At 68.2% G+C, this 26,798-nt stretch carries 25 protein-coding genes and 1 tRNA gene; 15 read left to right on the top strand and 11 right to left on the bottom strand.

Going from position 1 to position 26,798, the window contains the following annotated elements:
• Positions 1 to 27: 27 nt before the first annotated feature.
• Together ruvB and ruvA are read right to left on the bottom strand one after the other, a co-directional pair.
• A complete protein-coding gene (gene ruvB, locus FSB78_RS00930; RefSeq protein WP_147079176.1) occupies positions 28 to 1,050 on the bottom strand; it encodes a Holliday junction branch migration DNA helicase RuvB in 1,023 nt (340 codons plus the stop codon).
• Positions 1,047 to 1,643: a Holliday junction branch migration protein RuvA gene (ruvA, locus tag FSB78_RS00925; RefSeq protein WP_147079174.1), complete on the bottom strand. Its 597-nt coding sequence runs from the start codon at positions 1,641 to 1,643 to the stop codon at positions 1,047 to 1,049. The genes ruvB and ruvA overlap by 4 nt, the downstream gene beginning before the upstream one ends.
• On the opposite strand from ruvA, the gene FSB78_RS19210 reads away from it, so the two are divergent.
• The 6 genes from FSB78_RS19210 (at position 1,596) to FSB78_RS00900 (ending at position 6,140) form a co-directional block, all read left to right on the top strand.
• Positions 1,596 to 1,817, top strand: coding sequence for a hypothetical protein (locus tag FSB78_RS19210; RefSeq protein ID WP_199743309.1), 222 nt, complete (start codon positions 1,596 to 1,598; stop codon positions 1,815 to 1,817). The two genes, ruvA and FSB78_RS19210, sit on opposite strands and share 48 nt — an antisense overlap.
• Positions 1,814 to 3,013, top strand: a complete 1,200-nt coding sequence (locus FSB78_RS00920) for an acetyl-CoA C-acyltransferase (protein ID WP_147079172.1) — start codon at positions 1,814 to 1,816, stop codon at positions 3,011 to 3,013. Before FSB78_RS19210 ends, FSB78_RS00920 begins: the two co-directional genes overlap by 4 nt.
• A gap of 33 nt (positions 3,014 to 3,046) precedes the next feature.
• On the top strand, positions 3,047 to 3,328 hold the full coding sequence (locus FSB78_RS00915) for a DUF6894 family protein (protein ID WP_147079170.1): 282 nt from the start codon (positions 3,047 to 3,049) through the stop codon (positions 3,326 to 3,328).
• A 113-nt stretch (positions 3,329 to 3,441) separates the two neighbouring features.
• Positions 3,442 to 4,176: a Crp/Fnr family transcriptional regulator gene (locus FSB78_RS00910; RefSeq protein ID WP_147079168.1), complete on the top strand. Its 735-nt coding sequence runs from the start codon at positions 3,442 to 3,444 to the stop codon at positions 4,174 to 4,176.
• A 213-nt stretch (positions 4,177 to 4,389) separates the two neighbouring features.
• Positions 4,390 to 5,817, top strand: coding sequence for a DEAD/DEAH box helicase (locus FSB78_RS00905; protein ID WP_147079166.1), 1,428 nt, complete (start codon positions 4,390 to 4,392; stop codon positions 5,815 to 5,817).
• A 56-nt stretch (positions 5,818 to 5,873) separates the two neighbouring features.
• Positions 5,874 to 6,140: a hypothetical protein gene (locus FSB78_RS00900; protein WP_147079164.1), complete on the top strand. Its 267-nt coding sequence runs from the start codon at positions 5,874 to 5,876 to the stop codon at positions 6,138 to 6,140.
• Positions 6,141 to 6,240: 100 nt separating this feature from the next.
• Here FSB78_RS00900 and hslU read toward each other — a convergent pair whose 3' ends face one another.
• The 4 genes from hslU to FSB78_RS00880 form a co-directional block, all read right to left on the bottom strand.
• Positions 6,241 to 7,536 (bottom strand): ATP-dependent protease ATPase subunit HslU, encoded by a 1,296-nt coding sequence (gene hslU / locus FSB78_RS00895; protein WP_147079162.1) that lies wholly within the window; start codon positions 7,534 to 7,536, stop codon positions 6,241 to 6,243.
• Positions 7,537 to 7,648: 112 nt separating this feature from the next.
• Positions 7,649 to 8,203 (bottom strand): ATP-dependent protease subunit HslV, encoded by a 555-nt coding sequence (gene hslV, locus FSB78_RS00890; RefSeq protein WP_147079160.1) that lies wholly within the window; start codon positions 8,201 to 8,203, stop codon positions 7,649 to 7,651.
• A gap of 158 nt (positions 8,204 to 8,361) precedes the next feature.
• Positions 8,362 to 8,634: a 3TM-type holin gene (locus FSB78_RS00885; protein ID WP_422396656.1), complete on the bottom strand. Its 273-nt coding sequence runs from the start codon at positions 8,632 to 8,634 to the stop codon at positions 8,362 to 8,364.
• Between the two features lie 70 nt (positions 8,635 to 8,704).
• Positions 8,705 to 9,244 (bottom strand): glycoside hydrolase family 108 protein, encoded by a 540-nt coding sequence (locus FSB78_RS00880; protein WP_147079157.1) that lies wholly within the window; start codon positions 9,242 to 9,244, stop codon positions 8,705 to 8,707.
• A gap of 109 nt (positions 9,245 to 9,353) precedes the next feature.
• Here FSB78_RS00880 and FSB78_RS00875 point away from each other — a divergent pair, with 109 nt between their 5' ends.
• Positions 9,354 to 10,001, top strand: a complete 648-nt coding sequence (locus FSB78_RS00875; RefSeq protein ID WP_147079155.1) for a peptidylprolyl isomerase — start codon at positions 9,354 to 9,356, stop codon at positions 9,999 to 10,001.
• A gap of 293 nt (positions 10,002 to 10,294) precedes the next feature.
• Here the strand turns inward: FSB78_RS00875 and FSB78_RS00870 are convergent.
• Positions 10,295 to 10,371, bottom strand: a tRNA-Pro gene (locus tag FSB78_RS00870).
• 301 nt (positions 10,372 to 10,672) lie between these two features.
• Between FSB78_RS00870 and yajC the strand changes: the two genes are divergently transcribed.
• From yajC to FSB78_RS00850, 4 genes are read left to right on the top strand one after another with little or no spacing between them, the layout of a single operon-like run.
• Positions 10,673 to 11,026 carry a preprotein translocase subunit YajC gene (yajC, locus tag FSB78_RS00865; RefSeq protein WP_147079153.1) on the top strand — a complete coding sequence of 118 codons (354 nt, stop codon included), beginning with the start codon at positions 10,673 to 10,675 and terminating at the stop codon, positions 11,024 to 11,026.
• Entirely contained in the window at positions 11,026 to 12,624 is a 1,599-nt protein-coding gene (gene secD, locus FSB78_RS00860) for a protein translocase subunit SecD (RefSeq protein WP_147079151.1), read from the top strand. Before yajC ends, secD begins: the two co-directional genes overlap by 1 nt.
• Positions 12,625 to 12,640: 16 nt before the next feature.
• Entirely contained in the window at positions 12,641 to 13,612 is a 972-nt protein-coding gene (gene secF / locus FSB78_RS00855) for a protein translocase subunit SecF (protein WP_147079149.1), read from the top strand.
• Positions 13,613 to 13,640: 28 nt separating this feature from the next.
• The gene (locus FSB78_RS00850; protein ID WP_147079146.1) at positions 13,641 to 14,009 is read left to right on the top strand and encodes an MTH938/NDUFAF3 family protein; all 369 of its coding nucleotides are present in this window, start codon (positions 13,641 to 13,643) and stop codon (positions 14,007 to 14,009) included.
• A gap of 126 nt (positions 14,010 to 14,135) precedes the next feature.
• Here the strand turns inward: FSB78_RS00850 and FSB78_RS00845 are convergent, their stop codons facing one another.
• Together FSB78_RS00845 and FSB78_RS00840 are read right to left on the bottom strand one after the other, a co-directional pair.
• Positions 14,136 to 15,296, bottom strand: coding sequence for a glycosyltransferase (locus FSB78_RS00845; protein WP_147079144.1), 1,161 nt, complete (start codon positions 15,294 to 15,296; stop codon positions 14,136 to 14,138).
• Positions 15,297 to 15,492: 196 nt separating this feature from the next.
• Entirely contained in the window at positions 15,493 to 16,317 is an 825-nt protein-coding gene (locus FSB78_RS00840; RefSeq protein WP_147079142.1) for a class I mannose-6-phosphate isomerase, read from the bottom strand.
• Between the two features lie 164 nt (positions 16,318 to 16,481).
• Between FSB78_RS00840 and FSB78_RS00835 the strand changes: the two genes are divergently transcribed.
• The 3 genes from FSB78_RS00835 to FSB78_RS00825 all read left to right on the top strand — a co-directional run bounded on the left by FSB78_RS00835 (position 16,482) and on the right by FSB78_RS00825 (position 20,140).
• Positions 16,482 to 17,426, top strand: a complete 945-nt coding sequence (locus tag FSB78_RS00835; RefSeq protein WP_422396655.1) for an outer membrane protein assembly factor BamD — start codon at positions 16,482 to 16,484, stop codon at positions 17,424 to 17,426.
• A gap of 254 nt (positions 17,427 to 17,680) precedes the next feature.
• Positions 17,681 to 19,339, top strand: a complete 1,659-nt coding sequence (gene recN / locus FSB78_RS00830) for a DNA repair protein RecN (protein WP_147079138.1) — start codon at positions 17,681 to 17,683, stop codon at positions 19,337 to 19,339.
• 87 nt (positions 19,340 to 19,426) lie between these two features.
• Entirely contained in the window at positions 19,427 to 20,140 is a 714-nt protein-coding gene (locus tag FSB78_RS00825; RefSeq protein WP_147079136.1) for a FadR/GntR family transcriptional regulator, read from the top strand.
• On the opposite strand, the gene FSB78_RS00820 is transcribed toward FSB78_RS00825, so the two are convergent.
• Positions 20,110 to 21,489, bottom strand: coding sequence for an oligogalacturonate lyase family protein (locus tag FSB78_RS00820; protein ID WP_147079134.1), 1,380 nt, complete (start codon positions 21,487 to 21,489; stop codon positions 20,110 to 20,112). The two genes, FSB78_RS00825 and FSB78_RS00820, sit on opposite strands and share 31 nt — an antisense overlap.
• Entirely contained in the window at positions 21,486 to 23,762 is a 2,277-nt protein-coding gene (locus FSB78_RS00815; RefSeq protein WP_242007895.1) for a hypothetical protein, read from the bottom strand. The genes FSB78_RS00820 and FSB78_RS00815 overlap by 4 nt, the downstream gene beginning before the upstream one ends.
• 209 nt (positions 23,763 to 23,971) lie before the next feature.
• Between FSB78_RS00815 and FSB78_RS00810 the strand changes: the two genes are divergently transcribed.
• Entirely contained in the window at positions 23,972 to 26,737 is a 2,766-nt protein-coding gene (locus FSB78_RS00810) for a TonB-dependent receptor (protein ID WP_158637939.1), read from the top strand.
• Positions 26,738 to 26,798 lie beyond the last annotated feature (61 nt).

Genomic DNA, 26,798 nt, shown 5'->3' with positions numbered 1-26,798 from the left:
CGGTCGGAAGCCGACGCGCTTGCACGCTCAGGCATCGAACAACCCGTCCTGCGCGCCGGCGGGCGGATTGAGCCCCAGATGCTTCCAGCCGCCCGCGTTCAAGCAGCGCCCGCGTGCGGTACGGGCGACGAGGCCGAGCTGGATCAGATAGGGCTCGATCACTTCCTCGATCGTGTCGCGCGGTTCGCTGAGGCCTGCAGCGAGCGTTTCCACGCCAACGGGGCCGCCGCGATAGATGTCGGCGATCATCATCAGGTAGCGCCGGTCCATCGCGTCGAGCCCGAGCGAATCGACCTCGAGCCTGGTCAGCGCGGCATCCGCCGCCTTGCAGTCAACGAGGGCGTGCCCCGCGACGTCCGCAAAATCGCGCACGCGGCGCAGCAGCCGACCGGCAATGCGCGGCGTACCCCGCGCACGCCGCGCGATCTCGACCGCGCCGTCGGGGGCGATGGCGAGGCCGAGCAGCCCCGCAGCACGCGTGACGACGCGCGTGAGTTCCTCGACCGTATAGAATTGCAGCCGCACGGGGATGCCGAACCGGTCGCGCAGCGGCGTAGTCAGCAAGCCCTGTCGCGTCGTCGCGCCGACCAGCGTGAAGCGCGGCAGGTCGATACGGACGCTGCGCGCGCTCGGCCCCTCGCCGATCATCAGGTCGAGCGCGCGATCCTCCATCGCCGGGTAGAGCACCTCCTCGACCGCGGGCTGGAGCCGGTGGATCTCGTCGATGAACAGCACGTCGCCATCCTCGAGATTGGTCAGCAGCGCAGCGAGGTCGCCCTGCTTCGCGATCACCGGCCCCGAGGTGGCGCGGAAGCCGACGCCCATCTCGCGCGCGACGATCTGCGCGAGCGTGGTCTTGCCGAGACCCGGCGGGCCGAAGAACAGCACATGGTCGAGCGCGTCGCCGCGGTTCTTGGCCGCCTGGATGAACACGCGGAGATTTTCGCGGGCGGCCTTCTGCCCGACGAAATCGTCGAGCGTCTTGGGGCGGAGCGCGGCATCGACGTCCTCGGGACGGCGCGCGGCGTCGAGGATGCGACTGTCGCTCACTTCGAGGCCTTGCGCAGCGCGAGGCGGACCAGCGCGTCGAGGCTGGCATCGGTGCCCAGTTCCTCTTCGGCGGCAGCGACCGCGCTAGCCGCCTCGGCAGGGCGGAACCCGAGGTTGAGTAGCGCCGAGACCGCATCGGCCGACGCGCCCACGGCAGGCGCCATCGCCACGCCCCCGGGTGCCAGCGCGATGCCGCCGGTCTTGTCCTTGAGCTCCATGACGATGCGCTGCGCCAGCTTCGGGCCGACGCCGTTCGCGCGGGCCACCATCGCCTTGTCGCCACTGGCGATCGCACGGGCGAGGTCGTTCGGCTCCAGCGCCGACAGGATGGCCAGCGCGACGCGCGCGCCGACGCCTTGCACGCCGGTCAGCAAGCGGAACCAGTCGCGCTCCGACCCGCTGGAAAAGCCCATCAGCCGGATCGAGTCCTCCGATACCAGCATCTCGGTGAAGACGGTCGCCGCCTCGCCGATCGGCCCCAGCGCCGCGAGCGTCCGCGCGGAGGCGCCGACCAGATAGCCGACGCCGCCGACATCGATCACGGCATGATCGATTCCAGTGGAATCCAGACGTCCTTTGAGATGCGCGATCATCAGCCCGGAGTAGAACAAAGGGAGGGCGCCGTCACCCCGTCGGCTGCGTCGGACCCGAAGCTTATTCTCCGGTCGCCTTTACCCGACGGACCGGATTCACCATATCCGCGCTTCACCAATGCCATCCGGCTCGCGACGCAGACGCGCGACCGGTTTCCCGAGGATATGCCATGACCGCCGACCCGATCATCATTGCCAGCTATGCCCGTACGCCGATGGGCGGCTTCCAAGGCGCGCTGTCCGGCGTCACGGCCGTCGAACTCGGATCGACCGCGGTCCGCGCGGCGGTCGAGCGCGCGGGCGTCGACCCGGCGGCGATCGACCGGATCTACATGGGCTGCGTGCTCCCCGCGGGGCTGGGCCAGGCGCCGGCGCGGCAGGCCGCACTCGGTGCAGGCCTGCCGATCTCGGTCGAGGCGACCACGATCAACAAGATGTGCGGATCGGGCATGCAGGCGACGATCATGGCGGCCGAGGCGCTGATGGCGGGCACCGTCGACGTCGTCGTCGCGGGCGGTATGGAAAGCATGACGAACGCGCCGTTCCTGCTCGCCAAGCACCGTTCGGGCGCGCGGATCGGCCATGACGTCGTCTCGGATTCGATGATGATGGACGGCCTCGAAGACGCCTATGACAAGGGCAAGCCGATGGGCGCCTTCGCCGAGGACACCGCCGGCGAATACCAGTTCACGCGCGACGCGCAGGATGCCTTCGCGATCGAGAGCCTCGAGCGGGCCAACGCCGCGGTGACGGGCGGCGGCTTTGCCGACGAGGTCGTGCCCGTGACCGTCAAGACCCGCGGCGGCGACGTCGTCGTCAGCGAGGACGAACAGCCGGGCAAGGCCAGGCCCGAGAAGATCCCCGGCCTGCGCCCCGCCTTCGCGAAGGACGGCACGATCACCGCGGCGACCTCGGCCTCGATCTCGGACGGCGCGGCGGCACTGGTGCTGACGCGGGCGAGCGTCGCGGATCAGCTCGGGCTGACCCAGGAGGCCGTGATCGTGGCGACCGCCGCGCACGCACACGAACCGGCCAAGTTCACCACCGCGCCGGTCGCGGCGATCCGCAAGGTGCTCGACCGCGCCGGATGGAGCGTGGAGGAGGTCGACCTTTTCGAAGTGAACGAAGCGTTCGCGACCGTTGCGATGATCGCGATGCACGAACTCGGCATTCCGCGCGACAAGCTGAACGTCAACGGCGGTGCGACTGCGCTCGGTCATCCGATCGGCGCCAGCGGCGCGCGGATCATCGCGACGATCGTCGCCGCGCTGAAGCGGCGCGGACTGACCAAGGGCGTCGCGGCGCTGTGCATCGGCGGCGGCGAGGCGACCGCGGTCGCGATCGAACTGGTGCGATCTGTGGACGGATGACCCTCACACTCTAATCTGGGTAAGGGCGGCGTCGTGGCCGGATCGTTAGCCTTCCGTGATGGGGAGCGACGAATGCCACGATATTACTTCAATTCCGACAACCATCAGCATGACGAGGACCGCGAGGGAACGGACCTGGCCGACGCCGACGAGGCGCGCGCGCAGGCCGTGATCTTCGCGGGCGACTATCTGCGCGATCATCCCGAACTCGTTTGGGATGGATCGCGATTCAAAGTGACCGTGGTCGACGAAGCGAGGACGGTACTGCTCACCGTCGTCGTCAGCGCAGAAAAACCGGCGGCCGAGGCAACATAGATTGGTTTAAGATCAGCAATCGTAGGATAAGGTAACGAAATCACCGGCGCGCTAGTCAAGGCATGGCGACAGTGAGAAACTAATGCTCCCCGCCCCAGAAGCGGAGCGACCACGTGGACATTTCCACCGTCATTGAACATATCGTCAGAAGATTTGCATTGCGGGTCGAACTACCCAGCGAAGCGCGCGAAAAGATCGCGAGTCTTGCTATCAAGATCCGCACGCTCGAACCGTCGACCTATCTGCTGCGCGAAGGCCAGCGGCCGCAACGTTGCGCGTTCATCGTCGACGGGTTCGCCTATCGCCAGAAGCTGACGCCCAATGGCGAGCGCGAGATCGTGTCGATCCTGATGCCCGGCGAGTTCATCGACGTGCAGAACCTGTATATCGAGGAATCGGACCACGATATTCAGGCGCTGACGCGGATCACGGTCGCGGAGATCATGATCCCGGCGCTGCGCGACCTGGCCGAAACCTATCCCGCGGTGAACCAGGCGCTGTGGATCGACGCACTTGTCGAGGCATCGATCCACCGCGAGTGGCTGCTCAACATCGGCCGCCGCAACGCGAAGACGCGGATGGCGCATCTGCTGTGCGAGTTCTGCGTGCGGCTGAAGACGTCGGCGGTAGGGGCGACGCGCGCGTACGACCTACCGATGACGCAGGAGCAGCTGGGCGACGCGCTGGGCCTGACGCCGGTGCACGTGAACCGGGTGCTCAAGGCGCTCGAGACCGACGGACTGATCGTCCGGCGCAAGCGTCAGGTCAACGTCGTCGACTGGCCGGCGCTGCGCGACGCGGCGGAGTTCAACGAGCGGTATCTGCACCTGGAGCTCATGCGGCGGTAGCGCTGGCCGCCCGGCACCTTGACATTTTGGGCGGCGGGGCGCATCTGGCGCTCATCGAGGCGTCATGCAGCGTGATCGGACCTTAATCGGTTCAAGCTCCGCCTCGGTCGATTCCAACGGGCTTCCCTTTTCACGCGGGGTGTCAAAACACCACCGCCACTCGTGCGTCCGCTTCGTGGATTCGCGAGCCCGGCATCTATTGAGAGACCATATATGTCATTCGCAAACCTCGGCCTCGCCGAGCCCCTCGTCCGTGCGCTCGAAGCCAAGGGCTATACCGAGCCGACGCCGATCCAGGCGCAGTCGATCCCGATCCTGCTCGAGGGCGGCGACCTGCTCGGCATCGCGCAGACCGGCACCGGCAAGACCGCCGCGTTCGTGCTCCCCTCGATCCAGCGCCTGACCGAAACCCAGAAGCGCGTCCTGCCGACGCATTGCCGCATGCTGGTGCTCGCGCCGACGCGCGAACTCGCCAGCCAGATCGCCGACAGCGCGCGCGCCTACGGCCAGTTCAGCAAGATGTCGGTGACCACCGTGTTCGGCGGCACCAGCATCAACAAGAACCGCCAGGACCTCAGCCGCGGCGTCGACATCCTCGTCGCCACGCCGGGCCGCCTGATCGACCTGATCGAGCAGGGCTTCTGCAACCTGTCGATGATCGAGATCCTCGTGCTCGACGAAGCCGACCAGATGATGGACCTGGGCTTCATCCACGCGCTGAAGAAGATCGTCCGCATGCTGCCCAAGAAGCGCCAGACGCTGTTCTTCTCGGCGACGATGCCGACCGCGATCCGCGACCTCGCCTCGCAGTTCCTGCACGAGCCGAAGACGGTGTCGGTGAAGCCTGCGGCGACGACCGCCGAGCGCGTCGACCAGTATGTCACCTTCTGCAACCAGTCCGAGAAGCAGGCATTGCTGACGATCACGCTGGGCGATCCGGCGATCGACCGCGCGCTGGTCTTCACGCGCACCAAGCATGGCGCCGACCGCGTCGTGAAGCTGCTCGCGGGCAACGGCATCGCCTCGAACGCGATCCACGGCAACAAGAGCCAGGGCCAGCGCGAGCGTGCGCTCGGCGAGTTCAAGCAGGGCAAGGTCAAGGTCCTGATCGCGACCGACATCGCCGCGCGCGGCATCGACGTCTCGGGCGTCAGCCACGTCATCAACTTCGAGCTGCCCAACGTCGCCGAGCAGTATGTCCACCGCATCGGCCGCACCGCGCGTGCGGGCGCCAGCGGCATCGCCGTCGCGTTCTGCGCGGATGACGAGAAGGCCTATCTGCGCGACATCGAGCGGATCACGCGCCAGAAGGTCACGGTGCGTCCGCTGCCCGAGGACTTCGTCAACCTGTCGAACCAGATCAAGGCGACGCGCGTCAAGACGATGGGCGCCGACCCCGAGGTCCGGATCGACCGTCCGCGCGATCCGGCACGTCCGCGCGCGACGCATGCACCGCGCGCGACCGGCAGCACCGGCCGCAACTATGCCGGCGCGAGCCGTGGCGGCCAGGGCGGTGGCCAGGGCGGCGGCGGCGGTCGTTCGCAGGGCGGCGGCCGTCCCGGTGGTCAGGGCGGCAGTCGCCCGGCTGGCGGCGGCGGCCGTGGTCCCGCCCGCGGTGCCGGCCCGAACTCGGTACGCTAAGCATCGGATGATCCCCTCGCGCGTTTGCTCTATGCAGATGCGCGAGGAGAAGGATCATGGACGTTTCCACTACCCCGGTCGCCGAGCGCATCGCGCGCGTGCTGGCCGGTCAACGGATCAGCTGCAACGCCGGCGGTGACGCTGGGTCCGCCGCGCAGCTGATCGATGCGGCGTGGCCGGATTATATTCCCGATGCCCTCGCGGTGTTGAAGACGCTGCGGGAGCCCGACAAGGCGATGGCCGCGGCGGGGGATCCGGCGGTCTGGGAGGCGATGATCCTCGCGGGGATCAAGGGCGCTACGCCGAAGACCGTGGTTCTGTAGCCCCGTCGTCATGCTGAACTTGGTTCAGCATCCACGTTGCCACGGGCGGTATCGCTCGTGGTGACATGGCCCCTGAAACGAGTTCAGGGTGACGGGTGGGTTACAGCACGTAGCGGCTCAGGTCGGTGTTCCGCGCGATTTCCTTGAGCTGGCTGTCGACATAGGCACCGTCGATCGTGACGCTCGACCCGCCGCGGTCCTCGGCGTGGAAGCTGACGTCCTCGAGCAGCTTTTCCATTACCGTCTGCAGACGCCGCGCGCCGATATTCTCGATCTCGGCATTCACCTCGGCCGCGATCCGCGCGATCGCGGCGATACCGTCCTCGGTGAACACGATGTCGACGCCCTCGGTCGCGATCAGCGCCTTGTACTGGAGCGGCAGCGACGCCTTGGTGTCCGACAGGATCGCGACGAAATCGCTTTCGGTCAGCCCCTTCAGCTCGACGCGGATCGGCAGGCGGCCCTGCAGCTCGGGCAGCAGGTCGCTCGGCTTGGCGACGTGGAACGCGCCGCTCGCGATGAAGAGGATGTGATCGGTCTTCATCGGCCCGTATTTGGTCGCGACCGTCGTCCCTTCGATCAGCGGGAGCAGGTCGCGCTGGACGCCCTCGCGGCTGACCGAGCCGCCGCGGCCGTCCGAGACCGCGATCTTGTCGATCTCGTCGAGGAAGACGATGCCGTTCGCCTCGGCATCCGCGAGCGCGACGCGGCTGACCTCGTCCTGGTCGAGGCGCTTGTCGGCTTCCTCCTCGACGAGTTTGTCCCAAGCCGCGGTGACGGTCAGTTTCCGCCGCTTCAGTTGCTGGCCGCCGCCGAGCGACTTCATCATCTCGCCGATATTGATCATCTGCGGCGCGCCGCCGGGGATCTCGAATGGCGTGGTCGGAGCCTGTTCGACCTCGATCTCGATCTCGGCGGTGTTGAGATGCCCGTCGAGGAAGCGCTGCTTGAAGCTCTCGCGCGTCGCGGTGCTCGAATCCTTGCCGACCAGCGCGTCGAGCAGGCGGCCCATCGCCGCTTCCTCGGCCTTGTCCTTCACCGCGATGCGGCGGCGTCCCTTCTCCAGCCGGATCGCTTCCTCGACCAGGTCGCGCGCGATCTGTTCGACGTCGCGGCCGACATAGCCGACCTCGGTGAACTTGGTCGCCTCGACCTTCACGAACGGTGCGTCGGCGAGCTTGGCCAGGCGGCGGCTGATCTCGGTCTTGCCGCAACCGGTGGGCCCGATCATCAGGATGTTCTTGGGCGTGACCTCGTCGCGGAGATCCTCGTCGAGCTGCTGGCGACGCCAGCGGTTGCGCATCGCGACCGCGACCGCGCGCTTCGCGGCGGACTGGCCGATGATGTGCGCGTCGAGCGCTGCGACGATGGCTTTCGGGGTGAGCTGGTCGTTCATGTCACTTCTTGCTCCCCTCCCTGGAAGGGAGGGGTTGGGGGTGGGTGGAGGCAAGGGCGGCGCATGTGGCGACCCACCCCCGGCCCCTCCCTTTCAGGGAGGGGTGAATCTGTTATTCGGTCGCGATCGTCTCGATGGTCAGGCGGTCGTTGGTGTAGACGCAGAGCTCGGACGCGATGCCCATCGCCTTGCGGCAAATCGCCTCGGCATCCTGTTCGTAATCGACCAGCGCCCGCGCCGCGGCGAGCGCATAGTTGCCGCCCGAGCCGATCGCCGCGACGCCCGCCTCGGGTTCGAGCACGTCGCCATTGCCGGTCAGGATCAGCGTCACGTCCTTGTCGGCGACGATCATCATCGCCTCAAGGTTGCGCAGGAACTTGTCGGTCCGCCAGTCCTTGGCGAGCTCGACCGCGGCGCGGAGCAATTGCCCCTGGTGTGCCTCGAGTTTCCGCTCGAGCCGCTCGAACAGCGTGAAGGCGTCCGCGGTCGCGCCGGCGAAGCCGCCGATCACGCTGCCGTCGCCGAGGCGCCGGACTTTGCGCGCATTGGGTTTCATGACGGTCTGGCCCATCGAGACCTGACCGTCGCCGATCACCACCACCTTGCCGTTGCGCCTGACCGAGAGGATCGTCGTGCCGTGCCAGACCGGCGTTTTGTTTTCGCTCATGGGCCGGATGTAGGGTGCGCGGCACGACGTGCAATCCTCCCCTGCAAGGGGAGGTGGCTGGCGCAGCCAGACGGAGGGGTGACCCGCTCTCGATAGGGCGACACCCCTCCGTCAGCCCTGCGGGCTGCCACCTCCCCTTGCAGGGGAGGATGCAAGGGTCACTCCATCCCGCGCAGCTTTCCCCAGCAGCGCGCCGCCGTGTAGCCGAGATAGCCGGTGCCGAAGAGCGCGTAGAGCGGTTCCGGGATGCCGTTGAGATACGCGCTCATGCCCTGGATCATCGCCGCCGCGGTCGCCGGACTGAGCGCCGCGACCACGCCCATCGGGATCGACCAGAGCAGCAGCACGTACATGACGTAGAGAAAGGCGGGCCGCGCGCGGGCGGTCCAGGGGTCGGGCAGGACGGGATCGGGCAGGATCGGGTTGGGCATCATCGGTCTCCAACGGGCCGGAAGTTGTCGAACTTCACGCTACGTCCCCGCGAAACGGGGGTCCGGCGCGCTATCCGATGCGGTTGGTGAGCCAGCCGTAAAGGAACGCCTCGTTCGCCGGGCGACGTTCGGCGAGCGCGAGATAGCGTTCGCCCTGGAGTGCCTCGATCGCCTTGAGCAGCACCCCCTCCGCCCCCGGCCCGCGCCGCGCGAGGAAGGCGTCGAGCGCGGTGAGCAGGCGCGGGCCGACGACGCCGTCGAGCACGATGTCGGGATAGTCGGTGGCGCCGCGGTTGAGCGCGTTGAGCGCGCGCTGCAGGAACCCGGTCGCGACCGCGGGCCCCATGTTGATGCCGGTGTCGAACAGCTCGGCGGCGATCGTCGGCGCCCGCTGTGCCACGGCATCGAAACCGGGCTTCAGCCAGTAGAGCCGACGATAGATCGCGGCCGCGGTCGCACGCGGCAGGGCGCGCATCGCGCCGGCATAGCCGTTGGCGCGCGCGACCGCCTGCGTGATGCCCCAGTTGGTCGCGCCGCCGCGGTCGGCGGGGTGGTCCACGAAACCGCCCTCGCGGTCGATCGCGCCGTCGATCAGGTCGTCGATGTCCATCGCCTTGCCCCCGGATGCTGGAACGGCATGTGAACCATATAGGTTCGCTGTAGGACAGCGGCTTTTTCGTGCGGTTGCGCGCGGCGGGGTGCGAGGCTAGCGCGCGGCGATGCGGTTCCTCCCCTTCCTGTCGCTCGCGACGCTCGTCGCCACTCCCGTCCTCGCGCAGCCTATCCCGGGACCGAGGCCCGGAATCGTCCGGGTGAAGATCGTGACCTCCGACGGCGCGATGCTGCTCGCGATCGATACGAAGCGCGCGCCCAAGACCGCGGCGAACTTTCTCGCCTATGTCGATGACGGGCGGTTCGACGGGACCAGCTTCTACCGCGCGGCGCGCAGCAAGAAGGATCCGAAATCGGGGTTCATCCAGGGCGGGATCCAGACCGACGCGCGACGGATCCTGCCGCCCTTCCCGCTCGAGACGACGGCGATGACCGGGATCCGCCATCTCGACGCGACGGTGTCGATGGCGCGCGCGGCGAACCCCGATTCGGCGGGGGGCAATTTCGTGATCACGATCGGCCCCGCACCGCAGATGGACGCGCGGCCGGGATTTCCGGGCTATGCCGCGTTCGGGCACCTGATCGCCGGGCGCGACACCGTGAAGCGGATCCTCGCCGAGCCGAGCGGCGGCGGGATGGATGCGTTCAAGGGGCAGATGATCCTGCGCAAGGTCAGGCTGATCAGCGCGCGGCGGCTGGACGGCGTGGCGAAGCCGACGGGCGGGCCGAAGGTATGGTTGCTGATGCGGGATTGAGGGGCGGCGGCGAGCGGCGGCTCGTCGGGTGCGGTCCGTCTATATCCGTTCGTGCTGAGCGCCGTCGGAGCACCTCCGCCTGGGGCATGCCCTTCGACTTCGCTCAGGGCGAACGGAAAACTTGGCGTCACCCCAGCGCGGGCTGGGGCCTTTCCATTAGCGGATGCCGTGGCCCGAACCGGGAGACCCCAGCCTTCGCTGGGGTGACGGCGCATCAGGCCGAGTGACGGATTGATGACCGGGCCCGTTACCCCGAGTCCCGGGTCTATCCCGTGATGCCGATCTATTGATTTTGGTCGGGGCGACAGGATTCGAACCTGCGACCCCCACACCCCCAGTGTGATGCGCTACCAGGCTGCGCTACGCCCCGACCGAGCCGCGCGCCCTAAACGGGTGTTGGCGGATATGCAAGCGATGGATGCGTGAAGGTCATCCTCCCCCGCCAGGGGGAGGTGGCGCCGAAGGCGACGGAGGGGGCGGACACGGAACGGACGTCACACTTTCCGCCCCCTCCGTCACGCTGCGCGTGCCACCTCCCCCTGGCGGGGGAGGATTTGCGTCGGCCAACCCCGTCAGTTGCACGCGGGGCCGTGCGGTGATAGCGGGCGGCCCATGCGAGCGCGGGCCGTTGATGGCCCGTCAGAGCCCACGTCCTTCAGATACGGAACGCCATGTTCATCTCACAAGCCTATGCCCAGGTCACCGACGGCGCGTCAGCAGCAGGGGGAGCAGCCGGGGGCGGGATCGCGTCGTTCCTGAGCCTCGCGCCGCTGTTCCTCGTCTTCGTCGTGTTCTACTTCCTGATGATCCGCCCGCAGCAAAAGCGGATGAAGGCGCTGCAGGCCTCGGTCGCAGCGGTGAAGAAGAACGACAGCGTCGTCACCGCGGGCGGCATCGTCGGCAAGGTGACCAAGGTCGAGGACGCGTTCGTCGAGGTCGAGATCGCACCGAACACGCGCGTGCGCGTCGTCAAGGCGACGCTGACCGACATCACGAGCCCCAACACGAAGCCGGCCAACGACTGATGCTGGATTTCCCGCGCTGGAAGGTCGCGTCGATCATCGGCCTGCTGGCCGTGCTCTGCGCGCTTGCGATCCCGAGCTTCTTCCCCGAATCGACCACCAGCAAGTGGGGCGCGATCCCGCATCCGCGGATCAACCTCGGGCTCGACCTGGCGGGTGGCAGCTACCTGCTGCTCGAGGCGGACACCGCCGACCTCGCCAATTCGCGGCTCGAGGTGATGCGCGACAGCGTCGCGGGGACGATGCGCAACGGCACGCCGCGGATCGACATCGGCGACATCTCGTCGCGGAACGGCCAGCTGTCGTTCCTGCTGCGTGATCCGAGCCAGGTCGATGCGGCGCGCGAGCGCTTGCTGGCGATCACCGGCGGTGGCGCCGGGATGAGCGGCCAGCGCGAATGGGATATCTCGGTCGTCGACACCAGCCGGTTCATCCTGAAGCCGACCGAGGCGGGTCTCGCCCAGGCGGTCGACACCGCGATGAAGGACGCGACCGAGGTCGTGCGCCGGCGCATCGACGAGCTCGGCACCAAGGAGCCGACGATCATCCGCCAGGGCGCGACGCGAATCGTCGTCCAGGTGCCGGGCCTGCAGAACCCGCAGGCGCTGAAGGACCTGATCGGCAAGACCGCCAAGCTCGAATTCAAGCTGGTCGACGAAAGCGCGAACCCCGCCGACGTGGCCAAGGGCATCGCGCCGATCGGCAGCCAGGTCCTGCCCTATCCGGGCGACCCGCGCGGTGCCGTGGCGCTGAAGCGCTCGGTCGTCATTTCGGGCGACCAGCTCGCGGACGCCCGGCAGGAATTCGACCAGCAGACCAACGCGCCGCAGATCGCGATCACGTTCGACGCGGTCGGCGGTCGGCGCTTTGCCAAGGTCACGACCGAGAACGTCAACAAGCCGTTCGCGATCGTGATCGACAACAAGGTGATCTCGGTCGCCAACATCAACGAGCCCATCCTGGGCGGGCGCGCGTCGATCTCGGGCAGCTACACCGTCCAGACCGCGAACGACCTCGCGATCGCGCTTCGGTCGGGCAAGCTGCCGGTCAACCTGAAGGTGATCGCCGAAAGCACGGTCAGTCCCGACCTCGGCAAGGATTCGATCCGCGCCGGCGTGCTGGCGAGCGTGATCGCCGCGGTCGCGGTGATCGTGTTCATGCTGGTCACCTATGGCCGGTTCGGCGTCTATGCGAACCTCGCCGTGGTCATCAACATCCTGGTGATCGTCGCCGTGATGGCGATGCTCAACGCGACGCTGACGCTGCCCGGCATCGCCGGGTTCGTGCTGACGATCGGTACCGCAGTGGACGCCAACGTGCTGATCAACGAGCGTATCCGCGAGGAACGCCGTCGCGGGCGCAGCGTGCTGCAGTCGGTCGAGCTCGGCTACAAGGAAGCGTCGCGTACGATCTTCGAGGCCAACGTGACGCATGCGATCACCGGCGTGATCATGCTGTTGCTGGGCTCGGGGCCGGTGAAGGGCTTTGCGGTCGTGCTGCTGATCGGTATCTGCACGAGCGTGTTCACCGCCGTTCTGTTCACGCGGATGCTGGTCGCCTTGTGGTTGCGCAAGAACCGTCCCACCACGATCAATATTTGAGGCGGGAGACACCATCATGCGCCTGCTGAAACTCGTACCCGACAACACCAACCTGAAGTTCGTCGCCCTGCGCAAATGGGCGTTCGGGCTGACGCTCGCACTGTCGCTGATCGCGGTCGGACTCGTCGTTACGAAGGGCCTCAACATGGGCGTCGATTTCGTCGGCGGCGTGCTGATCGAGGAGAAGTTCGCGACGCCGCCGTCGATCGACGCGGTCCGCAGCGAAGTCGACCGGCTCGGCGTCGGCGAGGCGGCGATCCAGTCGTTCAGCGACCCCAAGACGCTGTCGATCCGCCTGCCGCTGCCCGAGGGCGGCGACGAGGGCGCGACGAACCGGCTGGTCAAGAAGGTGTCGGACGACCTGGCGGTGAAATTCCCGGGCGCGACCTTCTCGAAATACGACACGATTTCCGGGAAAGTCTCGGACGAGCTGATCAGCAAGGGACTGCTCGCGGTCGGCCTTGCGATCCTCGGCATCGCGCTGTTCGCCGTCGTGCGGTTCGAATGGCAGTTCGGCGTGTCGACGGTCGTCGCGATCGTCCACGACCTGCTGATGACGCTGGGCTTCTTCGCTCTGACGGGGTTCGAGTTCGACCTCAACATCGTCGCGGCGGTGCTGACCATCATCTCCTATTCGATCAACGACAAGATCGTGATCGACGACCGCATCCGCGAGAACATGCGCCGGTACCGCAAGATGGACATGCGCGAGATCATCGACCTGTCGGTGAACGAGACCCTTCCCCGAACCGTGATGACGTCTGTGACGATCCTGCTGGCGCTGGTCGCGATGCTGGTGCTGGGCGGCCATGTGCTGCGCGGCTTCACCGCAGCGATGATCCTCGGCATCGTGGTCGGCACCTATTCGTCGATCTACGTGTCGTCGTCGCTGCTGATCACACTGGGGCTGCGCGCCGAGCCGACCCCGGGCAAGGCGAATGCCGCCGATGGTGCGGAGCGCGTGGGACCGAAGACGCCGCGCGCATGACGCCTCGCATGAGCCCCTTCGCGTGAGAATGGACCGCGAGAAGACCGATGGGCCGATGATCTCGGCGTTCGGTCGCCACGGGTTCAAGGTCGACGACGGCTATTACCGCGCGCTGCTGATCACGCCCGAGCGCGCAGACGGATGGGAGCCACCGGCCTTCGAGGCGCTGGGCGAGGCGGACGTGGCAGCGCTGTTCGCGCTCGACCCGGCGCCGGAATTCCTCCTGCTCGGCACCGGCGCGACGCTGCGGCATCCGCCGCTCGCGTTCCGCAAGGCGATGGAGGCGCGCGGGCTCGGCATCGAGGCGATGGACAGCCGCGCCGCGGCGCGCGCGTGGAGCGTGCTGCGCGGCGAAGGCCGCTGGGTCGCGGGCGCGCTCTACCCGTTCGCGGAGTAGGCTGATCCTCCCCCGCCAGGGGGAGGTGGCAGGCGCAGCCTGACGGAGGGGGCGGAAACGATACCGCCCGTTCCGTGCCCGCCCCCTCCGACGCCTTCGGCGCCCCCCCCCCCTGGCGGGGGAGGATTATCGCAGTTCTGACAGATGCGCGTAGAGCGCGTCCGTGTTCGCTTCCCAGGTGAAGCGGGCGGCAGTTGCGCGGGTCGCCGCCTGTGACGGCGGACACGCCAGCAGGTCGGTGATCGCGGCAGCAAAGGCCTCGGGCGTCCGTGCCGCGATGCGACCGGCATCGGGACCGGTCACCACCTCGCCCGCGCCGCCGGCATCGGTGATGACGATCGGCGTGCCGCAGGCGAGCGATTCGACCCAGGCATTGGCAAGCCCCTCCGACGACGAGGCGAGCGCCATGACGTCGGCCGCGGCGATCAGGTCGGGAATGTCGGCATGCGGCACGCTGCCGAGCAGGCGGATGCGGTCGGCGGCGCCGGTCCGCGCGACGAGCGCTTCGAGACGCGCCTGATCGGGGCCGGCGCCGGCGATCCGCAGAGACACGCCGGGGAGGGCCGCGACCGCCTCGATCACGATATCATGGCCCTTGCGCGGGATCAGCGCGCCGAGCGACACCACCAGCGGGCCGTGGATGCCGAGCAACGTCTTGGCGCGGCCGCGGTCGACGGGGGCGAAGCGGTCCTGGTCTACCCCGGTCGCGTGGACGCGGATGCGGTCGGCGGGCATGCCGAGCGCGATCATGTCGCGCTTCATCGCGTCGCCGACCGCGAGGAGCCCGGCGGCCCCCTGCCCCGCCGCGCGGACCTGTGCGGCGGTGGCAGGGTTGGCGCCCCAGTGATGAATGTCGGCGCCGCGCGCCTTGATCGAGACGGGAACGCCGTAGCGACGTCCGAGCGCGACCGCCGCGGGGCCGTCGGGGTAGAAGAACGAGGCGTCGATGACGTCGAACGCGAAGCGCTCGCGGATGCGGTCGAGGACGGGGACGAGGGCGCGTTCGAGGCTGCGCGCGTGGTGGCGGCCGCCGGTCATCGGCCAGGCGGTGAAGCGTGGGCGGTGGACGTCGACGCCCTTCCAGGTCTCGCGCCCGGGAAGCGCCGCCAGCGCGGAACGCCCAGGGAGGTAGCGGAGCGGGCCGGGAAGCAGGCCGACCGGGGCCACGACCTCGAGCTCGACATCCGGGTGCGCGGCAAGGCCGAGCGTCTGGCGTTCGACAAAGACACCGAAGTTACGGCGCGTGGCGTCGGGAAAGAGCGTGGAGAGGGTCAGGACGCGGAGCATGCCGGGGGTGTAGCGGGGAATGGTTAAGCTGGGGTGGTGGATCTGATCTGCGGCGCGACGCGTGCCTATCCTCCCCCGCCAGGGGGAGGTGTCACCGAAGGTGACGGAGGGGGCGGATACGGAACCTCTGTTACCCGTTCCGCCCCCTCCGTCAGGCTACGCCTGCCACCTCCCCCTGGCGGGGGAGGATCATGGGTCAGATCCGCTTCGTACCCGGATAGGCGAACAGCACGTCCGCGTCGGCGCTGGTCTCGATCGATTCGCTGCCCGTGACGGTCACGCACTCCCCCGCCTTGAACGCGACGTCGGCGACCGAGCCGGAGCCGGTGATCGGAATCACCCAGCCGGTCTTCCCCTCGGGCAGGTTGACGACATGCTCGCCGCCCTTCCAGCGTTCGAGGACGAATTTCGGGCCCTCGACCATGATCGTGCGGCCGGTCTCGATCTCGAGCGGCGGGGCGACCGGCACGTACGGCGTGGGATCGGCGACATCGATGCCGTCGTCGAGGTGCAGCTCGCGGTCGCTGCCGTAATCGTAGAGCCGGTAGGTGGTCTCCGAATTCTGCTGCACCTCGATCACGGTGAGCCCGCCGCCGATCGCGTGGATCGTGTCGGACGCGCAGTACATGAAGTCGCCGGCCTCGACCGGCTTCCAGTCGAGCTTGTCCTCGATCGTGCCGTCGATCGCCGACGCCCGTAGCTCGTCCTTCGCGATCGGCGCCTTGGTGCCGACCGCGATGGTCGAGGTCGGTTCGGCGGCGAGCACGGTCCAGCACTCGTCCTTGCCGCGCGGCAGGCCGCGTGCATGCGCCTGTTCGTCGTTCGGATGGACCTGCACCGACAGCTTCTCGCTGGTGAAGAGATATTTGATCAGCAGGTCGGGCGTGGTGTCGCCGGGTTCCTGGAACCAGACTTCGCCGATCTTCGGCGAGCCCGGCGCGGGATCGTCGAAGCCGGGCCACAAGGTGCTCCGCCCCCAGGGCTTTTCGACGCGGTGCGTGTGGAGCAGAGTGGCGGGCATGGTAGTCCTTCTTGCAGTATGACGAGACGCGTCAACGCACGGACTTTGCCCCGCGATCCACCCGGCGTGAAGCCCCGCCGGAAGGGCCGCCGAAAGGGATTGTTCGCGTGGCGCGGCATACGCTATGGAACCTGTCGATGCGTATCCCCCAGTCTCGTGCAAAGTTGCCTCGTGCGCTTGTCGTCACGCTCCTCGCCGCGCTTGCGCTCCCCGTCGCCGGTTGCGCGAGCTCGCGTACGAAGGGCGACCTGCCCTATGTCGCCCGCGACGTGGGGACGCTCTACTCGACTGCGAAGAACCGACTCGACCAGGGGCGGTACAAGGAAGCAGCCCAGCTGTTCGACGAGGTCGAGCGCCAGCATCCCTATTCGATCTGGGCCCGCCGCGCGCAGATCATGAGCGCGTTCAGCTATTATCTCGGCAAGGACTACACCGCGTCGATCTCGTCGGCGCAGCGCTTCCTGGCCGTGCACCCGGGCAACCGTGACGCGCCCTATGCCTATTACCTGATCGCGCTCGGCTATTACGAGCAAATCACCGACGTCACGCGCGACCAGAAGATCACGCGCCAGGCGCTCGATGCGCTGGGCGAGCTGATGCGGCGCTATCCGAACACGCGCTACGCGTCGGATGCGCGGCTGAAGATCGATCTGGTCAACGACCATCTCGCGGGCAAGGAGATGGAGATCGGTCGCTTCTACGAGACGCGGCGCCAGTGGCTCGCGGCATCGGGCCGCTACCGCACGGTGATCGACCAGTATCAGCAGACCACGCACACCCCCGAGGCGCTGATGCGCCTGACCGAGACCTATCTGGCGCTCGGCGTGCCGGTCGAAGCCGAGAAGTCGGCGGCGGTGCTGGGTCGCAACTATCCGGGTACCGACTGGTACAAGCACGCCTATGAGCTGCTGGAGAAGCACCCCGCCAAGCCCGTCGCGCCGCTGAAGCCGGGCGAGCCGGTCGTCCCCGTCGGGACCAAGGGAACGCCGTCGGTCTCGGTCGAGCTCGACGAGCCGACCTCGACGCCGGCCGGACCCGCGGGTCCCGCGCCGCGCGGGAACCCGGTCGGGTCGGGCGGGCAGCCGTCGAACACGGGTCCGGGGATCTGATCCTTTCCGTCACGACTGCAGACGCGGGCGACCTTCCGCCCGAACGATCCAGCTCTCGATCCTCCCCCGCCAGGGGGAGGTGGCACGCATAGCGTGACGGAGGGGGCGGACGCGCGGAGCATCGTTGCAGAGGGCGTCGTCTACCGCCCCCTCCGACGCCTTCGGCGCCACCTCCCCCTGGCGGGGGAGGATTTCGGCAACATGGAACATAGGGGGATCACTTATCCTCCGTGTTCGTCTATGGCGGCGTCACGATGCTGACCGAACTCTCCATTCGCGACGTGGTGTTGATCGAGGCGCTGGACCTGGGGTTCGGCGACGGGCTCGGCGTGCTGACCGGCGAGACCGGGGCGGGCAAGTCGATCCTGCTCGACGCGCTGGGACTGGCGCTGGGCGCGCGCGGCGATTCGGGGCTGGTGCGGCACGGCGCGACGCAGGCCGTGGTCACCGCGACGTTCGATCCCCCTGCCCCGGATGCGCCGCTGACCGCGTTGCTCGACGACAACGCGCTCGAGATCGAACCGGGCGAACCGCTGATCATCCGCCGGATCGTCAAGGCCGATGGCGGCAGCCGCGGGTTCGTCAACAATCAGCCGGCGTCCGCCGGGCTGCTGCGCGAGATGGCGCCCCATCTGGTCGAGATCCACGGCCAGCATGACGAGCGCGGGTTGCTCAATCCGCGCGGACACCGCGCACTGCTCGACATTTTCGGGCGGACCGAGCCAGGGGCGGTATCGCGCGCCTGGGGCGTGTTGCGCGCGGCGGAAGCCGAGCTTGCCGCGGCGCGTGCGGAGATCGAGACCGCGGCGCGCGATCGCGAATGGCTGGAACACACGGTCGGCGAGCTGACGACGCTCAGCCCGCAGCCGGGCGAAGAGGAGACGCTCGCCGAGACGCGGCGGTCGATGCAGCGCGCGGAGAAGATCGCCGACGACCTGGCCGCGATCGACGAGTATCTGGACGGGTCGGACGGCGGGCTGGCGAAGCTGCGCCAGGCGGCGCGCGTGCTGGAACGGATCGCAGGCGATCATGCCGCGCTCGGCGAGGCGCTGGCCGCGATCGACCGTGTAGTGATCGAAGGTGCGCTGGCAGAAGAGCATCTGCGCGATGCCCGCGCGGCACTGTCCTATGATCCGCGCGCGCTGGAGGATGACGAGGCGCGGCTGTTCGAGCTGCGGGCGATGGCCCGGAAACACCGCGTGCAACCCGACGAGCTGGCAGCGCTGGCGGACGAAATGCGTGCCAGGCTCGAGCGGCTCGATGCGGGCGAAGGCGGCGTGCTGGTGCTCGAGACGCGCGTGAAAGAGGCGCAGAAGGATTTCGACGCGGCGGCGGCGGCGCTAACGACCCGGCGGCTGGCGGCGGCGGCGAAGCTCGACGCGGCGGTGGCGGGCGAGCTGGCGCCGTTGAAGCTCGACGCCGCGCGGTTCCGGACCGTGGTCGCGGAGACCGAGGAGTGGTCGGCGGCGGGCAAGGACCGGGTCGAGTTCGAGATCTCGACCAACCCGGGCGCGCCGTTCGCAGGGCTGACCAAGATCGCGAGCGGTGGTGAATTGTCGCGCTTCATCCTCGCGCTGAAGGTGGCGCTGGCGGAGGAGGGCGGCGCGTCGACGATGGTGTTCGACGAGATCGACCGCGGCGTCGGCGGCGCGGTGGCAAGCGCGATCGGCGAACGGCTCGCGCGGCTGGCGCGGACGACGCAGCTGCTGGTGGTGACGCACAGCCCGCAGGTCGCGGCGCGCGGTGCCGAGCATCTGCTGATCGCCAAGAGCAACGACGGCATCGTCACGCGGACCGGGGTCCGGACGCTCAGCGAAGCGGAACGGCGCGAGGAAATCGCGCGGATGCTGTCGGGCGCGTCGATCACCGACGAGGCGCGCGCGCAGGCCGAGCGGTTGTTGGAGACGGCGTAGCGCGACCGCCGGCCGGCGTATCGGGGCCGCGTGCAACCGAACACGGAATTCATCTGACATTGCCGCGGGCGTGGTATAATTCGTGCCATGGCGCTGACCAAAGCTGCATCCCTGGCCGACGATCTCGTGCGGCTCTTCGCGATGCAGATCGAGAACGGCACGCTGGCGCCCGGCGCGCGCTTCCCCACCGAGAAGACGATCACGCTCGACTATGCGGTCAGCCGCACCGTGGTCCGCGAGGCGTTCGCGCGGCTGGCGGCGCGGGGCCTGTTGCAGTCGCGGCGCGGGTCGGGCGCCTATGTCGCGGACAATGCGCGGTACCAGGCGTTCCAGGTGACCCCGGACGAACTGGGTGCGATCGAGGACGTGTTGCGGCTGCTCGAGATGCGCGTCGGGTTCGAGACCGAGATGTCGTCGCTGGCCGCGGAACGCCGGACCGATGCCGACCTGACGGCGATGCGCGCGGCGCTTGACGCGATGGAGGACAGCCACGACATGACGGAGTCGGTCGCCGCAGACGCCGCTTTCCATGCCGCGATCGCGCGGGCGTCGAAGAACGACTATTTCCAGCGCTTCACCGATTTCCTCGGCGTTCGGCTGGTGCCGTCGCGGCGGCTGTACCTGCAGACCGACGACCCCGCAGCGCACCGGGCCTATGCGCGGACGATCAACCGCGACCACCAGGCGATCTACCGCGCGATCGAGGCGCAGGACCCCGCGCGCGCGCGAAGCGCGGCGCGGCGGCACATGCAGAAGAGCTTCGAGCGCTATCAGGCCTTGCGCGAGCGGATGCCGGGCTGAGGCGCGTCGATGTCGACCATGTAGACATGGTTGGTGCCGTGCATGTTCGACCCGAACACGATGTGCCGGCCATCGGGCGTGAAGACGAGGTTGGGTTCGAGCCGGTAATCATGCGCGCGCAGGTCGACGAGGCGCTGCGGGCGTAGATATTCTGGGGTGACGAGGTCGGGATCGTAGACCGCGGTATCGCCGTCGACGACGGGTTCGGGACGCAGCAGCACGAGCCATTTGCCGTCGGGCGCATGCGCGACCATGTCGGCGTCGCCGCCGTCGCCCGCGAAGGTCCGGCCATCGGGCGACACGGTGAAATGGACCGACCAGTCGTTCCTGTCGACACGGCGCCTGAGCCGCCGGCCGCTGGCGAGATCGATGCCCGCGACCCAGAACACCTGGCCGCGCGGGGTCTGCAGGTCGTACCAGACCGTGCGGCCGTCGGGCGCGAAGAATTCGTGGCCCCAGATCTCCATGTTCATCGTCCGCGTGTGCAGCGGCGCGAGGCCGCTTCCGTCGGTGCGGATCCGCCACATGCGCGTGACGCGGTGCCAGGGCCCCTCGTGCGAGAAGATGATCTGGCCGGGATCGGTCGGCGAGAATTGCGGATGGTTGAGCCAGTCGGTCGCCTTGTGGACGATGCGGCGCTGGCCGGTGGCGATGTCGATGACGAACAGCTCCATCGGCACGCGCGCCGCCCAGCGCTGCAGCATCCGCACGCCCTTGGCCTTGGCGAAGTTCAGCGGGCGGCCATCGGGGCCGTTGGCGGCATATTCCGCCTGGCCGAAGCGTCGGTTGCGCGGATCGGGGACGTCCGGCTGCAGCGGCGTGTCGCCATAGGCGACGGTGCCGACCAGCAGCGTCTCGTCGGCGTTGATCGATCCGACCTGCCCCTGCGCCAGCCGCGCGATCCGGCGGCTGCGGCGGGTGTCGATATCGAGCGCGAAGATGTCGCGCGGACGATCGGTCGGCGCGCCGTCGCCGGGGTCGGATATGCTGTAATAGACGGTCCGCGTGCGCTGCCCGGTGAAGAGCAGGTCGGCACGCGGGTCGCGGACCAAGGGCGTCAGCGCGTGCGTCTTCATGTCGACCGCGACGATACCGGCGGGCGTCGACATCACCATCAGGTCGCCCTGCGGCGTGAAGCTGTTGCGGTAGAAATAGAGCTTGCTGCCGCCGCCATCGTCCGAGAGCCGGACGATGCGATGCCCGGTCGCGGGGTCGGTCCACGCGCGCGGTGCGGGTGCGACGGCCGCTGCCGCCGCGGCTGCCGACCGGGCGGGCGATGCCGCCGCGGCGACGCCCATCGCGGCCGCGCCGAGAAGATCGCGGCGGGAGGGGTGCAGGTCCGTGATCATGGGGTCGGCGCCAGGCCTTCGGACCGGACGCGCCAGCCCTTTGCCGGGAACCCCGGCGCGGATCCGGTCGAGCCGTCCCAGCCGCCCGCCATCATCCCGACCGCGAACAGCAGCGCGCCGTTGGACGGGAAATAGGTCTCCGCCGCGCGCGCATAGCCCGGCCCGTCGGGATTGGCCGCGAGCGCGGCTCCCCCTGCCCCCGCCGACTTCGGGACGAGCTCGGCGGCGTGCGCCTCGACATGGACGCGCGGGGTCATGCCGGTCGGACCCCATTGGTTGTTCTTGCGGTCGGCGAACAGCCAGTCGACCGCCTTGTCACGCTCGCCGAGCCGCGCCGCGGTCATCGCGATCATCGGGAAGTCCCAGCCCCAGGTCTGGCGGACGTCCCAGTTGCGCTCCATCGCCTCGAAGGTGCGCCGCATCGCTGCGGGATCGATCCGTGCGCCCGGGATGAAGCCGTACGCCATCAGGAAGGACGGGTGGTCGCGGTTGGCGCAGGACGGTGCGTCGGCATGGCCGCGACACAGGTCGGAGGCCGCCGTCTTCCAGAAATCCGGCACCGATTCGGCGGGAAGGTACACTCCGTCGCGCATCGCCGGCGGGGCGATCCGGGCGATCGCGCGATCCCAGTCGGCGCGCCGCGCGAGCCCGCGGCGTTCGCGCCAGTCTTGCGCCACGCCGATCGCCCAGCGGAAATATTCGACCTCGAAGGTCGGGTTGCGCGTCGTCAGCGGGTCGTAATTCTCCTGCGCAGGAATGATCGGCGGGCCGAGATCGAGCCGGCCGTTCCGGTCGAGCGGCCAACTGGCGAGCAATGTCGCGGTCTGTTCGACGATCTCGCCGTAGCGTTCGAGCACGGCGGGATCGCGCCGCGCGCGCCAGGTCAGTTCGGCGAGCAGGATCGGGTGTGGTTGCTGCCACATCAGGAAGGGCGAGATCAGGCTCGGGCTGTTGCGCCCTTCGGGTCCGACCATCTTGGGCCACCAGGCCCCGGTGACCCTGTGCCGCGCCGCCTCCGCGCGCGCGGCGGGCAGCGTGCGAATGTACCAGGCGAGGCTGCGTTCGAGCAGCGCGGGGTGACCCCAGAGCGCCTGCCAGGCCTGGTGCCAGGGATGCATTTCGAGGTGGAACTTGCCGAACCAGCTGTTCGAGAACAGCCCCTCCTCCTGCGGCGGCAGGCTGCCCGCGCCGTTGATCGCGGACAGATATTGCGACAGCACGACGCGGCGTTCGAGTTCGGGCGCACGCGGATCGGTGCTGCCCGTGAAGTCGACCGCGGCGCCGTCGCTCCAGAACGACCGCCACTGCGCCGCGACGGCTGCGGCCACGGTGTCGAAGGCGGGGGCCGCGGGCGCGTCCGCGGTCTGGTCGAAGGTGACGATCGCGCGGAGCGACTGGGCCTTATCCCCCTGGACCAGGAACCGGCCGTCGGTCGCGGTCGAAACGGTGCCGTTCGCGGCGATCGTCGACCAGTAGCGCGTGGCGTCGAGCGTGCGTTCGATCCGCCACGCGCCCGGCGCGCGCGACACGATGCGCGTCGCCTCGCCCGCGCGCGGCGTCCAGCTCGACGGATCCGGGTTGATCGCGGGCGCGACGCCCGGATAGCCGACCGCCAGTCCCAGCTCGCCGCGCGCGACGAGCGGCGACGTGATCTCGACCGCGACGGCATCGCGGCCCGAGATGACGCGCGTTACCACCGTTACGGCCACGCCGCGATAGGTGAAGCGGCTGGTCAGCGTGCCGGTCCACATGTCGAGCCGCTGGTCGGTCGCCGCGATGTCGGCGAACCGCACCGCGCTGCCGCCCGAGACGAGCGAAAGCCGGGCGAGCGAGATGCGGTGCGGGTTGGCGCGCAGCCAGCCGAACGCCGGGTTGGCGTCGCCGTCGGCCCACGACTTCATATAGGCATAGGGTTGCGCCCCGCGGCCGGGCACCGCGACCATCTGCAGCCCGTCCTTCTCGGTATAGCCGCGCGGATTGGGGAAGCTGTGCCACACTCTTTGCGACATCGTCAGCAACGGCGCCATCGACGAATACCGATCGGCGAAGGTCTGCAGCCCGGTGATGTCGGCGGTGAAGCCGAGTTCGCCGTTGCCGAGCATCACCGGCGCGTGCGGATCGAGCGTCGTGAAACGCGGGTCGTGCCGGCTGACCAGCGCATGGCGATCGATGCGTTGCGCAGCCGCCGGCATGGGGGTCGTCGCGGCACCGAGCAGTGCGGCGGCGACGATCGAGCGTCGTATCAACGATACCGTGGTCGGGGCTTTTGCCATCATTTCTCTCCCTCGACCCAGCGTAGCACGACCCGCCGTTCGTCGCCCCGAATATAGCAACATGCGAAGTTGTATTGCAACTAATGGGACGATTGGCGCATAAGCCATTGATGACACCGGTGACACCGCCGAGCATGGGAGAGGAAAGTATGACAGGTTTCGGGGGGACGGCGCGATCCGCGCTACTGGGTTCGGCGTGTATATGGGCGATGTCGATGGCGAGCGGGGCACAGGCGCAGACTGCGATCGCCCCGCCCGAACCGTCGGTACAGACGCAGGTACCGACCGCGCCGACATTGCCCCCCGCCCCGGCCGTACCGCAGGCAGGTCCCGCAACGCCTGCCGCCGGCGATGCGCCCGCCGATCCGGCGTCCGACGAGGCGGCGAGCCCCGATATCATCGTCACCGGGTTCCGCTCCAGTCTGCAGGAAGCGCTCAACATCAAGAAGCGCGAAGCGGGCGCGGTCGATGCGATCCTCGCCGAGGACATGGCGGATTTTCCCGACCTCAACCTCGCCGAGGCGATCCAGCGCCTGCCCGGCGTGACGATCGAACGCGACGCCGGCCAGGGACGCACGATCAGCGTCCGCGGGCTCAGCGCCGATTTCACCCGCGTGCGGATCAACGGGCTGGAGGCGCAGGCCGCGGCGGGCGGCAATCGCAGCCGCGGGTTCGACTTCTCGATCTTTGCGTCCGAGCTGTTCAACAGCATCACGGTGCGCAAGACGCAGTCGGCAGAGATCGAGGAAGGGTCGCTCGGCGCCACCGTCGACCTGCAGACCGGCCGCCCGCTCGATTTCAAGCGCGGGTTCGATTCGGCGGTGTCGGTGCAGGGGTCGTACAACGACCTGTCGAAGAAGCTGCTGCCGCGCTTTGCCGGGCTGGTCAGCTGGACCAATGACGACCAGACCTGGGGCGGGCTCGTCTCGCTCGCCTATTCGGAACGCCGGCCGACGTCGGAGAGCTTCAACACCACGCGCTGGCAGTCGGGCAACGCCGCGCAGGCTTACGGCACCAACCAGAATTTCGCGGGCTGCCCGAGTTGCTCGCCGGCGCAGCGGACCGAATTGCTCAACGCCTACTATCCGCGCATCCCGCGCTACACCTTCGGCAGGTTCGCCGAGGACCGGCTCGGCATCACCGCGTCGCTGCAATGGAAGCCGACCGATGCCACCGAAGTGGTGGTCGACGCGCTGCATTCGCGCTTCAACCAGGAGTTCGAGAGCCCGAACATCGAGGCGATCTCGTTCAGCCGCGCGACCGCCGACGGCGTGCGCCAGACGATCGTCCGCGACTATGCGGTCGACCCCGAGAAGAACATCATCTCCTACGGCGTGTTCGACCGCGTCGACGTGCGGTCGGAGAACGGATTCGATCGCAACGAGAGCCGGTTCACGCAGGTCTCGCTCAACGCGCGCCACCAGTTCAGCGAAAAGCTGCGCGGGCAGCTGAAGCTCGGCAAGTCGAAGTCGGAGGCCAACACGCCGATCTCGATCGCGTACCAGTTCGATGCGCTCAACGTGAACGGCTATACGTACGACTTCCGCAAGAACGACCGGACGCCGCTGATCAACTACGGCTTCGACGTCACCGACCCGTCGAAGTTCACGCTGACCGAAGTGCGGTCGAGCGAGACCGGCGCGACCTATGGCCTCGAATCGATCTCGGGGGCGCTCGCCTACAAGATCGATTCGGTGTTCGAATTGAAGCTGGGCGGCGAGCGGCGCGGCTATGCGTTCAGCCAGTTCGGGCGGCAGCGCAACCGCGTGCTGACCGCGGCCGAACAGATCGTCGGCGTCGGTGGCCTCGGCAAGGTGGTGAGCATCGACGGGGGGCTCGACATCCCGTCGGGGTCGAACCTGAGCTACGTCACGCCCGATGTCTTTGCGATCACCGACAGGATCGGGCTGTACCAGAACTTCCCGCTGACCACGACGTTCAACGGCAACCGCGACGTCAGCGAGATCGACACCGGCGCGTACGGCCAGCTCGATTTCAGCTCGGACCTGGCAGGCATGACGCTGCGCGGCAATGTGGGCTTGCGCTACGCGCGCACCGAGACGTCGTCGTCGGGGTTCCTGAACACGACGTTCGTGACGGTCGACAACAAATATGCCGACTGGCTGCCGTCGACCAACCTGGCGCTGGACGTGACCGACAAGCTGATCGTCCGGCTGGGCGTGGCGAAGGTCATGTCGCGGCCGACGCTGGGCGCGCTGACGCCGGGCGGGTCGCTCAATACCTCGGGCCAGACGATCACCTATGGCAACCCGTTGCTGAAGCCGTTCCGCGCGAAGAACGTCGACCTGTCGGCGGAATGGTATTTCGCCAAGGAGTCGCTGATTGCGATCGCCGGCTTCTACAAGACGATCGACAGCTTCGTCGCGACCGACATCTCGTTCCTGCCCTATCGCGAGCTGGGTCTGCCGGATTCGCTGCTGATCGGGACGCCGTCGTCGCCCGACCAGCTGTTCCAGGTGACACGCAACATCAACGGCACCGGCGGCACGCTGAAGGGCATCGAGTTCCAGTATCAGCAGCCGCTGAGCTTCCTGCCGGCGCCGTTCGACAAACTGGGGTTCATCGGCAACTACACGTACGTCGACAGCCGGGTGAACTACCGCACGGCGGCCAACCCGTTGTTCAACCGCCTGACCGGCCAGTCGCGGCATTTGTACAACGCGACGCTGTACTACGAGCTGAAGGGGTTCAGCGCGCGCGTGTCGGCGGCGTACCGCGACGGCTATCTGGTCGCGTTCCCGGGCGGCAACGGCAACAGCGAGGAGGGCGTCAACGCGGCGACCAACATCGACGCGTCGATCCGCTACGACCTGACCCCCAAGATCAGCGTCACGCTGGAAGGCGTGAACCTGACCGACACCTATTCCGACAGGTATGCGGACGCGACCAATCGCGTGTCGAACTATCGACATTTCGGCCGCGAGATCCTGTTCGGTTTGCGTTGGCGCTACTGAGCCCCCTTCCGGTGGCGCCGTTCTGCCCGGAGCGACCGTCGCTCGCTCCGGGCTTTTTTCC

This window comes from Sphingomonas ginsenosidivorax (genome assembly GCF_007995065.1).
Lineage (GTDB): Bacteria > Pseudomonadota > Alphaproteobacteria > Sphingomonadales > Sphingomonadaceae > Sphingomonas > Sphingomonas ginsenosidivorax.
Note: the sequence above shows the minus strand (reverse complement) of the source record. Positions and strands in the feature narration are given on the sequence as shown.